This is a genomic window from Rania fehmarnensis (assembly GCF_056494185.1).
This window is the reverse complement of the sequence record NZ_CM151398.1, coordinates 5574173-5587610: the sequence shown is the minus strand read 5'-3', so window position 1 is coordinate 5587610 and position 13438 is coordinate 5574173. Positions and strand designations below refer to the sequence as shown.

Annotated in this window: 16 protein-coding genes; 7 read left to right on the top strand and 9 right to left on the bottom strand. The window is 53.7% G+C overall.

Going from position 1 to position 13438, the window contains the following annotated elements:
- Nucleotides 1-22 precede the first annotated feature (22 nt).
- The 5 genes from pgsA (at nucleotide 23) to SH573x_RS19080 (ending at nucleotide 3618) form a co-directional block, all read left to right on the top strand.
- Nucleotides 23-604: a CDP-diacylglycerol--glycerol-3-phosphate 3-phosphatidyltransferase gene (pgsA, locus tag SH573x_RS19100; RefSeq protein WP_479349309.1), complete on the top strand. Its 582-nt coding sequence runs from the start codon at nucleotides 23-25 to the stop codon at nucleotides 602-604.
- Between the two features lie 259 nt (nucleotides 605-863).
- Nucleotides 864-1349, top strand: a complete 486-nt coding sequence (locus SH573x_RS19095) for an NUDIX hydrolase (RefSeq protein WP_479349308.1) — start codon at nucleotides 864-866, stop codon at nucleotides 1347-1349.
- A 284-nt stretch (nucleotides 1350-1633) separates the two neighbouring features.
- Nucleotides 1634-2104 carry a hypothetical protein gene (locus SH573x_RS19090; protein WP_479349307.1) on the top strand — a complete coding sequence of 157 codons (471 nt, stop codon included), beginning with the start codon at nucleotides 1634-1636 and terminating at the stop codon, nucleotides 2102-2104.
- A gap of 202 nt (nucleotides 2105-2306) precedes the next feature.
- Nucleotides 2307-3116, top strand: a complete 810-nt coding sequence (locus SH573x_RS19085) for a site-2 protease family protein (protein ID WP_479349306.1) — start codon at nucleotides 2307-2309, stop codon at nucleotides 3114-3116.
- A 352-nt stretch (nucleotides 3117-3468) separates the two neighbouring features.
- Complete coding sequence (locus SH573x_RS19080; RefSeq protein WP_479349304.1) at nucleotides 3469-3618, top strand: hypothetical protein; 150 nt, start codon at nucleotides 3469-3471, stop codon at nucleotides 3616-3618.
- 231 nt (nucleotides 3619-3849) lie between these two features.
- Here the strand turns inward: SH573x_RS19080 and SH573x_RS19075 are convergent, their stop codons facing one another.
- Nucleotides 3850-4125, bottom strand: a complete 276-nt coding sequence (locus SH573x_RS19075; protein WP_479349303.1) for a ferredoxin family protein — start codon at nucleotides 4123-4125, stop codon at nucleotides 3850-3852.
- Nucleotides 4126-4453: 328 nt separating this feature from the next.
- On the opposite strand from SH573x_RS19075, the gene SH573x_RS19070 reads away from it, so the two are divergent.
- On the top strand, nucleotides 4454-4786 hold the full coding sequence (locus SH573x_RS19070; RefSeq protein WP_479349302.1) for a hypothetical protein: 333 nt from the start codon (nucleotides 4454-4456) through the stop codon (nucleotides 4784-4786).
- 178 nt (nucleotides 4787-4964) lie between these two features.
- Here SH573x_RS19070 and mgtE read toward each other — a convergent pair whose 3' ends face one another.
- Together mgtE and SH573x_RS19060 are read right to left on the bottom strand one after the other, a co-directional pair.
- The gene (gene mgtE, locus SH573x_RS19065; protein ID WP_479349301.1) at nucleotides 4965-6311 is read right to left on the bottom strand and encodes a magnesium transporter; all 1347 of its coding nucleotides are present in this window, start codon (nucleotides 6309-6311) and stop codon (nucleotides 4965-4967) included.
- A 255-nt stretch (nucleotides 6312-6566) separates the two neighbouring features.
- Nucleotides 6567-7073, bottom strand: coding sequence for a hypothetical protein (locus tag SH573x_RS19060; protein WP_479349300.1), 507 nt, complete (start codon nucleotides 7071-7073; stop codon nucleotides 6567-6569).
- A gap of 265 nt (nucleotides 7074-7338) precedes the next feature.
- Here SH573x_RS19060 and SH573x_RS19055 point away from each other — a divergent pair, with 265 nt between their 5' ends.
- Nucleotides 7339-7665, top strand: a complete 327-nt coding sequence (locus tag SH573x_RS19055) for a DUF6793 family protein (RefSeq protein WP_479349299.1) — start codon at nucleotides 7339-7341, stop codon at nucleotides 7663-7665.
- Nucleotides 7666-7760: 95 nt separating this feature from the next.
- Here the strand turns inward: SH573x_RS19055 and SH573x_RS19050 are convergent, their stop codons facing one another.
- The 6 genes from SH573x_RS19050 to SH573x_RS19025 all read right to left on the bottom strand — a co-directional run bounded on the left by SH573x_RS19050 (nucleotide 7761) and on the right by SH573x_RS19025 (nucleotide 13381).
- A complete protein-coding gene (locus SH573x_RS19050) occupies nucleotides 7761-8216 on the bottom strand; it encodes a chemotaxis protein CheX (protein ID WP_479349298.1) in 456 nt (151 codons plus the stop codon).
- A 66-nt stretch (nucleotides 8217-8282) separates the two neighbouring features.
- Nucleotides 8283-9125 carry a CheR family methyltransferase gene (locus tag SH573x_RS19045; RefSeq protein WP_479349297.1) on the bottom strand — a complete coding sequence of 281 codons (843 nt, stop codon included), beginning with the start codon at nucleotides 9123-9125 and terminating at the stop codon, nucleotides 8283-8285.
- Between the two features lie 2 nt (nucleotides 9126-9127).
- Nucleotides 9128-10234 carry a protein-glutamate methylesterase/protein-glutamine glutaminase gene (locus SH573x_RS19040; RefSeq protein WP_479349296.1) on the bottom strand — a complete coding sequence of 369 codons (1107 nt, stop codon included), beginning with the start codon at nucleotides 10232-10234 and terminating at the stop codon, nucleotides 9128-9130.
- Nucleotides 10234-10602 carry a response regulator gene (locus SH573x_RS19035; RefSeq protein WP_479349295.1) on the bottom strand — a complete coding sequence of 123 codons (369 nt, stop codon included), beginning with the start codon at nucleotides 10600-10602 and terminating at the stop codon, nucleotides 10234-10236. The genes SH573x_RS19040 and SH573x_RS19035 overlap by 1 nt, the downstream gene beginning before the upstream one ends.
- Nucleotides 10603-10774: 172 nt before the next feature.
- On the bottom strand, nucleotides 10775-12871 hold the full coding sequence (locus SH573x_RS19030; protein ID WP_479349294.1) for a methyl-accepting chemotaxis protein: 2097 nt from the start codon (nucleotides 12869-12871) through the stop codon (nucleotides 10775-10777).
- Between the two features lie 72 nt (nucleotides 12872-12943).
- Nucleotides 12944-13381, bottom strand: a complete 438-nt coding sequence (locus SH573x_RS19025; protein WP_479349292.1) for a chemotaxis protein CheW — start codon at nucleotides 13379-13381, stop codon at nucleotides 12944-12946.
- Nucleotides 13382-13438: the final 57 nt, after the last annotated feature.

Sequence of the window (13438 nt, the reverse complement as noted above, 5' to 3'; positions counted from 1 at the left end):
GCGATGAAAGCCAACGCTTGTTATGGCCGATACGACTCCCAGTAAAGTCAGTTCGCAAGTCTTCAATGTTCCCAATACGTTGTCGATGATCCGCTTGGTGTTGGCGTTGGTGGTGGGTTTGTTGATCGAGCGAGGCAGTTACACGACCGCCTGGATTCTGTTCATCGTGGCCGCCTCCACGGATTTTGTGGACGGCTATTGGGCCAGACGCTTCAATCAGATCACCAAACTTGGACGTATACTCGATCCGTTTGTCGACAAGATCATCATTGTGGCCGCCATGGTGGCGCTAGTGGGTGTGCCTGTCACCGGCGTAGCACCTTGGATGGTTACGGTCATTGTGGGGCGTGAGCTGCTGGTGACCAGTCTGCGAGGCCTGGTCGAGGGTAGTGGTGGTGATTTCAGTGCCCGTTGGCTAGGCAAGTGGAAGATGGTGTTTCAGTGCGTGGCTGTGGTGGCTTGTCTGATGTTAGCCGCCGCCAAGGGTCCGCCTACTTGGTTGGTCTGGACAGCCGTTATCGCACTCTGGTCGGCTGTAATCATGACCATTGCCTCTGGCATGGACTATGTCTGGCTGGTGGTTCATCACCGGCCTCGTAGTTAAAGCCCGTAGCCGAAGTCGCCAGACCTTGGATGAATCGCCTGTAGCCGAAGTCGCCAGACTTTGGATGAATCGCCTGTAATGCCTCCAATCTCTGGCGAGATCGGCTACATAGAATCCAATCTCTGGCGAGTTCGGCTACGTGTCGTGTGGAAAGCTCTGTATCACCTGCCAGGCGGTGACGCTACAATGAGCCGCAAGCGAGAAGGGTCATTCATCTAAAGTTGGCAGCCGCGGGCGGCGCTGCGGTTCAGGAAAATTCATGTCGGCAAAGGTAAGTTCGAAGTATGGCAAGCCTCGGCATGGGGCGGTTGGAATTGTGGTTGAGGATTCGCGGTTTCTGGTCATTCGCCGCAGCCAGTTTGTACGCGCCCCGAACATGATTTGCTTCCCAGGTGGTACCATCGAGATCGGGGAAACGCCCGAGATTGCGGTGGTGCGGGAATTGCATGAAGAGCTGGGCTTGAACGTCAGCGCGCCGCAGCATATCTGGCAGAGCCGCACTAGTTGGGGCACCTTGCTCGACTGGCTAGTGGTCGATCGCGCGCCCGACTCGCAGCCGCAGGCCAATGAACGCGAAGTGGCCGAATTCATGTGGATTGAAGCCAAAACACTGCTGCGACGCTCGGATCTTTTGGGCAGCATGCCCGATTTCTTTGGGGCCTGGGCCAGCGACGCCTTTCAATTACCCGAACGAGCTGGCACCGCCGATCCCAGTTGGCGACGGCTTTTGCGCGCCGATGCGTAGTTATCTCGTAGCCGATCTCGCCAGAGATTGGGATCTTTGTAGCCGATCTCGCCAGAGATTGGATGCTTTACGGGTAATTCATCCAAAGTTTGGCGACTTCGGCCACGGGGTGAATACGTAGGCAATCTCGCCAGGGATGGATGCGTTTGAGGTAATTCGTCCAAAGTCTGGCGACTTCGGCTACAGGGGTAAAAAACTGGAACTCTCTAGCGGGCGAGGTCAATGTCTGCTACTTTGCACTAGTGTCGTTTGGGCCGTTCACTGTTCAAGTGGAGAGGGATAGTATGATGCTCAGTAACAAGTTCCCAGGTCTTATGCTGGGACTGCTGGTAATTGGTACCAGCGTGGTATTCGCAGCCGACAAGCCGAAGCTTGAAGGCGTTAAGTGTATTGTGGCAACTGCCAAGCCAGTGGATGAAACCAAGTCTGCTGAGTGGAAGAAGGGCAAGGTTTACTTCTGCTGTGGCAACTGCGCCAAGTCTTTTGGCGAAGCGAAAGAGAAGTTTGCTACGAAAGCCAATGCGCAGCTGGTTGCATCTAAGCAGTATCAGCAAACGGCTTGTCCGCTCAGCGGTGGCAAGCTGGATGACAGCACGGCTGTTGAAGTAGCGGGCACGAAAGTGAAATTCTGCTGCAACAACTGCAAGGGCAAAGTCGAGGCAGAAAAAGACGAAGCCAAAAAGCTCGAGTTGGTCTACAGCGAAAAGGCTTTCGAGAAAGCTAAGTTTGAACCTGTCAAAGAAGAAGTCAAGTAGCAGCCCAACCTACGCGCAAGCGCGTTGGAGTAGCCACCTAAAGCGCAGCTTTTGAAGCTGCGCTTTTTTTGTATCTATATATTTGCGAGCCCCGACAATTGGTATGCCGGGCTTGACGGTGCGGCGTGCTTTCTGGTGGGCATTTTGTTATAGTTGTCGTCTGGATAGGTTTAGCCTTAGTTCGACAACGGAACATTCGCTGATGTTGCAGGAACCACAACAGAGTCCGTACGACTTGCAGTTTCGCCTGCTCGGATTTCCAGTACGCATAGCGTGGGGATTTTGGATACTGGCGGCTGTCATCGGCTGGAACAACGTTTCCGGCATTGACGAACTCTACGCATCGCAGGATTGGGCCACGCCTGGCACAGCCGTGCTGTTGGTCGTCCATGCCTTGGCGTTGCTCATTTCGATCTTGGTGCATGAGCTGGGGCACTGCTTTCTGTTTCGTCGTTTTGGTACGGATAGTAGCATCGTGCTGTATCACTTTGGAGGCTTGGCGATACCTGGGTCCTTTACCGCTTGGAATGCAGCTCGGCGTCGAATGACGACTCGTCCGCAAGACCTGATCGCTATTTCGGCCGCAGGCCCCATCTTTCAATTGACCCTGGGCATGTTGGTGTGGAGCTTAGCCACGGCTTTCCACATTGGAGTGGGCATGACCTTCTATGTAAAGAACATCTGGGGACTACCGTTGCCGGAGGTTCAGTTACCCGAATCGGCGACGTTACTGGTGTTCTTGGACACGATGATCTATGTAAGTGTCTTTTGGGCCATCTTGAATTTGCTACCGATCATGCCACTGGACGGTGGTCAGATCTTGCGAGAAATTTTACGTCTGCGTGGCAATCGCAATCCCGTGAACACGGCGGCGATGGTGTCGATGGTCACGGCGGGGTTGGTTGGGCTGTATGCGTTTCAGAATGACCAACCCGGTGGCGGACTAATGTGTATCGCGCTTTTAGCCAGTAATTACCAACTCTATCAAGCGTCGCGCTTCGGCGGCTATTGACAGCGAAAGCGTTTATTTTCTATACAGCTTTTGCCAGCTTGCCGTTTCTGTACACAGCCGTCATTGCTGTCGAAAGCGGCGGCATGTTTTTGACATTGTGGAAAAATTGTCAAAAATAAGTGGAAAATGTGTCAGAAACATATTGCATTATTGTGCCGAACTCGTACAAATACCTTCAAGGACGTAGGTAACCGGATTCGTCAAGCCCGGGTTCAAGAAAAGTGCGGTGGCCACCGCGCGAATGAACTTCGGTCATGAAGATACGGTTTTCTTGTTTCGGTGGATGCGAGCTGTAACGTGTGGCTGTTACGGTAGGGCATTACCAAGTTTCCGTTGATCGGAGGATGTGAACGTGGCAAAGAAGAAAGCAGCGAAGACAGGGGCCAAGAAGGCCGGTGGCAAGAAAGCCGCTAAGAAGGCTGGCGGCAAGAAAGCTGGCGGCAAGAAGGCTGGCGGCAAGAAGAAGGCTGCAAAGAAGAAGTCCGCCACCAAGAAGGGCTAAGCTCATCTGGTTGGGGAGCCATGCCGCTTCACTCTCGGTGACCGCATTGCTCGTAACTTCGAACACCGCCGCTGTTTCGCCCGAATCAGTGGCGGTTTTTCGTTGGTCTGAGACTTATTTTGTTCGAGGCTTCAGCCTTGGAGATCTGAGTCCTAGGGTTGGAGATCCTATAAAAAAAGCGACCGCGTTGTGCGGTCGCTTCTTTGGTTTATGCGTTTTGCTAGCGAAAGCCTATTCGCACAGCGGCTTCTTCTTGTCGGTGATCACTGGCGTCTTGGCTGACATTTCTGCATTCAGTTGAACGTAGCTTTTCCACTCATCTGGCACGTTATCTTCGTGATAGATAGCTTCTACTGGGCATTCTGAAACGCAGGCTTCGCAATCAATGCACTCTTCCGGATGGATGTAGAGCATGGTCGCGCCTTCATAAAAACACTGTACCGGGCAAACGACGACGCAATCGGTATAGCGGCAACCATCACAAGGTTTGGTGACAACGTGAGTCATAGGGAACCTTTCTAATGCTCCTACAAACGGGCTATATTGCCAATCGCAGCAAAGTTCAAACCGTCGAATCCTAGGCATTGATCACAGGGATGTCAACTATCCCCCCAGCGCTCGATGATCGCTACGATCGGAACATCCGTAGCTGTGCCATGAGTCCAAAGGAGCGGGCAGTACAAATCTGCCTGAGTTTGCCAGTCTGCCACCCAATGTGGACCTAGGGTTACCCAAGCCGTTTAAACATCGGTTCGCGCGTGCCCCACACCTTTGCGCCTAAGAAGTTCCAATACCTGCGACGGATTCGCGGTTTGGTCATACGAGATCTCTGCTTATGACGCCTGCAGAACTGCTGGTCGAAACATCGGATCTTTTGCCCAACGCCACTGCGGCCGAAGTCTTTCGGATGTGCATGCTTCTGTGCCATGCGCAAGCCCTCGAGTCGCTCGGCACCGAAAATCTGCTAAAACAGATTCAAGAATTGCAAATGCAACTGACGCTGCATGAAGACCAACACGCCGCCGTAGCCGGCGAACTGGACAGCCTGGCCAGCACCGAGCCATGCCAGTTCAACGTCAATCACCTGTGGACGCTGATCCGCGCCATCAAAGTGCAAAGCCAGTATCTGAATCTACATCTGGGCCAGTCTCAGTACGCTAGCACGTAGCCGTCAAGCCTTTGGAGTGCGGTGCCCTCTGGCACCGCTTTGATGTAAGAGAAGTCTACAGCCGCAGCCTGAGTCACTCTGAAAGTTTGGAGTCACCTGGTTCGTGCAGGCTGCGGAACAGTTCACACGCTCACATCAAGGCTACGGCTGCGCCGCAGCGCTCCAAGGAGTTACGGTTTTAGAGGATAAGTCGCGCGACGTTCACATACAGCAGAATTGCGCAGATGTCGTTGATGCCAGCTACAAAGGGGTTGCTCATTAACGCGGGATCCCAGCCGCGTCGCTTGAAATAAACTGGCAAGAGCGAACCAGTTAGAGTTCCGCAGGTAACCACCAGCAACACGGTAATGGGAATCACCAGGGCCGCGCGGAAGGTGGGGGCGAACAGCAAGGCAGGGATCATGCCCACCAATCCCAGCGCGGTGCCCAACAGCAGGCCGGTCGATAGCTCGCGCAGCATGATCTGGAACCAATCGCTGACTTTTACGTCGCCCATTGCCATGGCGGTGATGATCAAGGTGGCTGACTGACTGCCTGAATTACCACCGCAGCCCATGATGAGCGGTAGGAACCATGTCAGCCAGTAGAACTTCTCCAGTTCGGCTTCGTAGTGCTTCATGCTGACAACTGTGACCATTCCCGAGATAAACAGAATGCCCAGCCAAATGCCGCGTTTCCAAGACAGAGTCAGAATGCCGGTGCGTGTGTAACTGTCTTCCAGTGGATCAACGGCTGCGATGCGCTGGGCATCTTCGGTGGCCTCTTCCATGACGACATCGATCACGTCGTCGTGGGTAATGATGCCCAGCATATGGCCTTCGGCATCCAGGACCGGGATGGCCAACAAATTGAACTTGGCTACGGTCTTGGTAACGCTCTCTTGATCATCGGCTGCTCGTACGGCGATCAAGTCGGTTTCCATCAAGTCGGCCAGACGCATATTGGGCTTGCCGATCGATGATACCAATCTGCGCGTGCTGACCACTCCCTTGAGGTGGTTGGTGTCGTCGACGACGTAGATGTAGTAGATGGTCTCGAGCTGTTCGGCTTGGCGCGAAAGTTTTTCCAGAGCCTCGCGCACTAGCAATCGTTCATCCAGGCAGGCCGCTTCGGTGGTCATGATCGCGCCGGCGGTGCCTTCTTCGAAATTCTGCAATCGCCGAATATTGCCACGATCCGGAGCGGGGATCAGCGCCAGTAGATGCTCGACGCGATCTTCTGGCAGTTCGCTGAGCAAATCGACGGCATCGTCAGTGGGCAAGTGCGTGATCAGATCGGCAACTTGCTTGTCCTCTTCGTTGAGCAGAATGGACATCTGCTCGCTCTGATCGAAGTAACTGAAGATCTCCGCTCGCAAGCTGGGAGCGGCAAACTGCAAGACCTCCCAGGCTTCGTGAGCGGAAAGCCCTTCCATAAACTCAGCCGTGCGGCCGGGATGCAGAGCCATACAGAATTCGCGCAGATCGTGTTCGTTGTGCTCCGCCAGCATCTCGCGCAGTTCGGGAAGGTAGAGGGTATTGATCATGTCCCGTCCCGCGGAGAGTAAAAAATCAGTCTGTCACAGTTGAAACATGTTATGGGCTGTGGGGCTTTAGGACTCAATTATGCGAGGCAAATCAAATCTGCGTAGGGGGGCAAAACCGAAGCCGGGCAAACACTGCGTCAGAGACCTCAGTGTTTGCCCGGCAGATTATTTTCAGAACTTCAAACCTCGGAGCTTCAAACTCGAGGACTCAATATCGAAGAATTCGTCCCCTTGGCATTCGAAACTTCTGTCCGACTATTGAGGCTTGGCCACCAGTTGTTGCGAATCTTTCGAACTGGCATCCAAGAAGTACGGGTTGTTGATCACAACTGGTTGCACAGTGCGATGCATGACAACTGGACTAGGTGCGGGAGGGGCGGCGGGAGCAGGAGGAGCCATTTCCATCGGAGCACTCGGTACGACTTCCATCGGCGAATGCATGGGTGGCAAGTTGATGACCACGGGTGCAACATAGTTGGCTGCGGGACGTGGTTCATAACCTACTGGCGAACGCAGTTGTGGCCAGCTGGCAAAAGGGCTTTCACCATATGGGCGCGTGTATTTCTTGCCGTAGTAAACCGGGGGATGCAGCGCAAAGTAAGGAGGTGCTGGAACGAATGAACGAATGGCCGGCGTATTGGACGCTCCATAGCCAAAGAGATATCCATACCCCAAACCCAGTGGATCTTGCGCTTGTGCAGCCATGCAGGGCGCCAACAGTGTTAACAGGCCAAACAGAATCGCAGGCTGACGCGTGATCATGATGCTATCCCAAAACGGTGCGGACTCGTGCAAAGACTCGGTGGCTTAGAATGCTCAAGCCAACTTTCACACTAGTTGCCATCGGTGGGGCGTCAAGCTCAAGCCAGCGCTGTTGGCGTCGCAAAATGTCAAGTTAGGCAGAATAATTGATACTTCCGAATCCGGTCGGAGCGAAAATTGGTTACTAGCTTTCAGCCCTCCGCAGAATCGACTACATTTAAAGGCAGAGTTGGTTCGTTTCTCGTGCCGAGCCGGGAGGTGCTACATGCCACTGTTCGAAATTGAAACTGACGCACATATCATTATTACTTGGGCCAACGACGAGCAAGCTGCTCGACAAGTTGTGGCTCAAGCCTATCCGGGTGACCAAGTAACGCGCATGACCAAACGGCCACGCGATACGTGGGTTATTTCCAAAGGTGTTCTCGGTCTGACGACCAGCCAGATGGACATTTGTGGTGTCGCTCGAGATTGCCTGGCAAAATCCTCGGGCGACAAAGTCCATGCCATCCGACTCTATATGCACGAAACCGGCAGCGACCTGGAAAAGGCGCGCAAGGTTATTGAAAGCAATATGGTCATGGGCTGGTAGCGGAACGCGTCAAGCGTTTCGTCTTATGTTGTCCCCAGGGGATTTCGAAAGCCTTGACGGCTTCCGCTACGAGAAGAGATGCGTAGCGGAACGCGTCAAGCGTTTCGCGAGCCTTCGCAAAGCACTATTCGCAGTGGTTCTTCGTTGACCTCTAACGTCACGTCATTGATGGGCGAGGAATGAACCAGTCGGAAGTCGAAGTCTGCGCCGGTCGTTACACTGGGCAGCGACAGGTAGGATGGACCGGGCACCTGGCTCTTGATATTGCCGCCGATCATGTTGGTCAGTTCGGCAAAGGAATCTTGGATATCGGCGCTGGTCAATTCGGCGTCGTTGATGCACAGCATGCGTGAGGCGGCTGTACGGGCGAAGCCTTCGCTCGACTGCAGGATGACTGCTCCTTGCCAGGTTCCGCTGATTTGTATGCAGCCGGTGACGTGGCCCGGTACGCTATCGAGGACTTGCGGGGCGTCCAGCTCTGATTGAACCTTGACCATCGTATCAAGGACGTTTTGTGCAATAGAGTAAATGTCTTCACTAGTGGGTAGCATGTTAGTTGGCTCCGCGATTTTTAAGTAATCCACTGATTGATGATTCGAACGAAGGACGAACAGTATTTAAGCCTGAGCAGCGTTGCGATAAGCGGTGGCTTTACCGACAGCGATGCGCTCGAAGCTCGTGTCGAGGTTCATCGTTGTTTCCGCGCCGCCCAGGAACAGGTAACCGTCTGGGCGCATAACGCGTCGAACTTTGCCAAGAATCTCTTTCTTGGTTTCAGGGGAAAAGTAGATCAGGACATTGCGCAGAAAGACCACATCCATCGAACCAATTGCTGGCCATGGTTCAACCAGGTTCAGTTCGACGAACTCGACCATGCTGCGAATCTCGTCTTTGATTTTCCAGGTCAATCCATTTTTCTGAAAGTACTTAAGGAGCATCGGTAATGGCAAGCCGCGATTGACTTCGGTTTGGTTGAAGATACCCTCACGTGCCTTGGCGAGAATTTGACTGGATAGATCGCTAGCCAGCAGACGTACTTTCCAGCCGGCTAACTGCGGAAAGTTTTCTCGCAGGAGCATGGCGATGGTATAGACTTCTTGTCCGCTGGAACAAGCATTCGACCAGATCGAGAGCGTGCGCTCGCGTGAACGATTGTTGATTAGTTCTGGCAGAATTATTGACTTAAGCGCATCGAAGGGATGCACGTCGCGGAAGAAACTGGTTTCGTTGGTCGTCATGGCTTCGACGACTTTACGAGTGAGTGCTTGCGAGCCGGGACGGCGCAGGGCTTCGACCAATTCTTCGACGGTGTGCATGCCGTGATCACGGGCCACAGGGGCAAGGCGTGATTCGACCAGGTAGGTCTTGCCGGGCTCCAGCACGATGGCGGAGCGCTGTCGGACCAGGTCGCTGATGTAAGTGAACGCGCTGCCGGTCAAAGTTGCAGTTGTAGTGCTCATAGTTAGGCTTTCACCATCTCCTTGGAACGAAATACGCGACCAACTTCCGTTTCGCGGATGATTTGCATGGCGACTTGGTCAAGGGGCACAATTTTGTCTGCCAGGCCCGCACCCACGACGGCTCCAGGCATTCCCCACACCACTGAACTCTGTTCGTCTTGGGCTAAAATGCGGCCCCCGGCATCGCGAATGACTTCTGCACCGCGAGCGCCGTCTTGGCCCATACCGGTCAGGACAACGCCTAACACATGGGGACCGAACACATCTGCTACGGAACGGAACAGCACATCGACCGCGGGTCGGCAGGAGTTTTCGGGTGGTTGCTGATTGGTATCCAGACGCACGGTCGCACCATCGCGACGAGCGATCATGTGATGGTCACCAGGTGCAATCCATACACCGCCCGGAGCCAAGGTATCTCCCTTGGTTGCTTCGAAAACATTGAGCGTCGAGAGTTGATGCAATCGATCGGCCAAGTGCTTGGTGAAGATTGGAGGCATGTGTTGCACGATCACAATCGGTACGGGAAAATCGGCAGGCAACTTAGTGATAACCGCTTGCAGCGCGTTGGGACCACCGGTGGAAACTCCAATGGCTACGCAGTCGACACGTTCGTTGCGGGCTGGATTGAATGCGCGATGCATTGGCGGGCTGACTGTATTGGCTTTTCGGAGGAGCGGCGTTACGGGTGTCGACATCCATGGACAGAACGCTTTGACTTTCGGAACCAGCTCGTTGCGCACGCTCTGCAGGGCAGCCGTCACGCTGCCGACATTAGCCGGCTTGGTAACGTAGTCGCTGGCACCTTTGGACAATGCATCCAGCGTCGCTTCCGCTCCGCGTTGCGTCAGAGTGCTAAACATGATCACGGGAAGTTTGGGATATGCTTTTCGCAACTCGACCAGCGTCGCGATGCCGTCCATTTCGGGCATCTCGATATCCAGGGTGACCACGTCAGGGTTAACCTGCGGGATCTTGGCTAAGGCAATTCGGCCATTGGGAGCCGTAGCGGCGACTTCGACCATGGGGTCAGAGCTGAGCGCATCGGATAGCAAACGGCGAATGACTGTCGAATCGTCGACGACCAGCACGCGGACTTTGCGCATCATCAAACTCCAATTCCGAGGAGTTGCAGTTTGTCATGAATGGTTTGCTTGTCGAAGGGTTTCATCACGTATTCATTCACCCCGGCCATGAACGCCAAGGCCATGCGTTCCATTTCCGTTTCCGTGGTGACCATCATTAGCGGCAGATCGGCATAGATTGGATTAGCACGCACCGCTTTGATGAACTCCAGGCCGTTCATCTCGGGCATATTCCAGTCAACCAGCACGATATCTGGTGCGCCGTACTGCTGAAGGCGTTCGAGCGCCTCGAGGCCGTTTCCGGCTTCGAGTACTTCGAAGTTCAGCTGCTTCATGATGTCGCCTATAATCCGGCGAATGGCTCGCGAATCATCGACAACTAAAACTCGCATTTGATCAATTCCTATTGTAGTATTTCGGGGTACTGGGGATGCGAACTTTTGGTGGATGCGTTCTCGAGGCGTATGCCCCGAGAACGCATGGACAGGGATGTGCGGTGGACGCAGCCAGCTTGGCCAGCAACAGGCTTGCTGGCCTAGCCGCACTTGCACAGTCGCACAGTGATTAGACGTTCTGATAACTACCCGTATAGGCAGGCATCGAAACAGGTGCCATAGCTGGTCGCTTGGTCAAGCGAGTGTCCAGCTCTTCGCGTTGATACTTGAAGCGGCTGACCAGTTGTTGCAGTTCGGCAGCCATGCGCGACAATTCACCGGCGGCCTGCTGCGTGTTACTGGCACCTTGAGTCGTGCTCTGTGCGGCGGTAGCCACGGCTGTAATGTTCTGAGCAATTTCACCGCTACCCTTGGAGGCTTCGGCGACGTTGCGGCCCATTTCGTTAGCCGTAGCGGTTTGCTCTTCGACGGCACTGGCGATTGTGTTAGAGATATCGTTGATTTGATTAATGACAGCGCTGATTTGACGAATGGCTTCCACGGCGCCCTGCGTATCAGACTGAATCGTTTCGATCTTCAGGCTGATATCTTCGGTGGCTTTGGCGGTTTCTTTGGCCAGTTCCTTGACTTCGTTGGCCACGACGGCAAATCCCTTACCAGCTTCGCCAGCCCGGGCAGCTTCGATCGTGGCGTTCAGGGCCAGCAAGTTGGTTTGCTCGGCGATCGAAGTGATCACTTTGACAACTTTGCCGATTTCGGCCGAGCTTTCGCCCAACTTGGCGATCGTACTGTTAGTCGTATTGGCTACGCTAACGGCTTGTTGCGAAACCTTGGCAGCTTCCGAAGCGTTCTTGGCGATTTCGCGAATCGCCGAGTTCATTTCATCGACGCCCGTGGCCACGGTTTGAACGTTCTGACTGACTTGCTCCGAAGCCGCCGATACAACGTTGGCTTGCGATGATGTTTCTTCAGCATTGCTGCTCATTTGTGAGCTGACGGCTGACAATTCTTCCGAGGCACCGGCCAGAGCAGTCGCGTTTTCGGCAATGGAAGCGACGCTAGCACGCAGGTCTCCGAAGAAGCGCTCTAACGACTCGGCCATCTGTCCGATCGAGTCCTGGCCGGAGACCAAAATGCTTTGTGTCAAGTCACCCTGAGCGGCGGCGTTGACCACTTCCAGAATGGATGCCACTTTGCGCTTTAGCTCTTCACGTTGGGTAACTTGCTCGGTTGTGTCGGAAGCAAATTTCACCACTTTGATCGGCTTGCCGTTTTTATCGAGGATGGGGTTATAGGAGCCATGGATCCAAACTTCTTTTCCACCCTTACCGCATCGTTTGAATTCGCCGGTGAAGGGTTGGCCTCGATTGAGAGCTTCCCAAAACTCTTTGTATTCACGACTGTTACGCCCGGCCGCATCGACAAACATTTGATGGTGCTGACCCTTGATTTCTTCCAGGGTGTACCCCATCGTCCGTAAGAAATTCTCATTGGCTCCGCAAATAGTACCGTCCATACTAAACTCGATCAGTGCTTGCGAACGTCCAACCGCTGCCATTTGACCGGCGTAATCGCGATTGATCTCTTCTTGGCGCACGATGCTACTTCGAATCCACCATGTGAAACCAATGACCGAGGCCAGGACGACACAGCCGATCATTAGCAGGAAAGTCAGACTTCTGGCAACCAGAGCATCCGCTTCCCCCTGAGTGTCCGCTTCCAATTTGTTGACATGCTCGACGACATCCATCATCGCTTTGTAATGGCGATCAAAGACAGCTGGCATTTTGTGATCGATGATCTCGCCAGCTTTGTCAAAGTCCTTGACTCTTAGGGCCGGCAAGAACTCGTTATCCATCAGCGCAAAAAACGCGACTGCCGGCTCGCGAGATTTCTTCAACAAGTCTTCCTTGATTTTGCCCTCTGGCAACTTTTCATCCCAAGTCTTGACGAACGTTTCGTATTCGTTCTTGAGCTTCTCGTACTGAGCTACGCGTTCGTTAAGTAGTGCGGGTGGATTGGCCGGGTCGGCGGCGTCCTGAGCCAGGTGCGACATTAGGTAAGTTTCTACGATGTAACCCGGCGGGGGCAGGATATCAGCCCGCAAGGCCTTGGCATCGACCAGTCGTCCATACATCGGACTACCGATCTTCGATGAATTGATTGCATTGTAAGTGTTGAATCCGAAGACCAGGAATCCAAACGTAAAGGCACATGCCAGTACGATGACCTTGGAGTTCATTGTCAAGTTGTTAAGCGTTTTCATACGGCCCCTCAAAAAAGCTGAAAGTTTGTGTGGTCTATTGGTTGGTAAGCGAACGTGACTAAACAGGGTGTGTCATTCGTCGGTTACTTGAACAACCTGTTCTATATTGAGTAAAAGGAGCAAGCTGTCCTCCAGCTTGTAAGCTCCTTGGACGAAAGAACGTGCCGAACCCCGCAAGGTATCCGGCGGCAATTCAAACCGATCAGCATCGACTTCGATGACGTCGCCGATTTGATCAACAAGCAGACTCACTGCTCCTTCATCGCCGTGAACGACGACGTTCATGGGCAGTTTGTCCGCTGGACGCTCCGTCAATCCCAGTCGTTTCCTTAAGTCGATGGCCGTCACAATCTGCCCCCGCAGATTGATCAAGCCGCTCACAGCCGCTGGCGTCAACGGTACGCGAGTCATCTCTTGATAACGAATGACTTCTTGTACCGACTGGGCGTCGACACCAAACAGATGATCGTCGAGTTTAAATGTGCAAAGTTGTCGCGTGGCTGTAAGCATTTGATGGATTTACGATTTACGATTGGTGATTTACGAGTTTAGATTCACGAAGCAGGA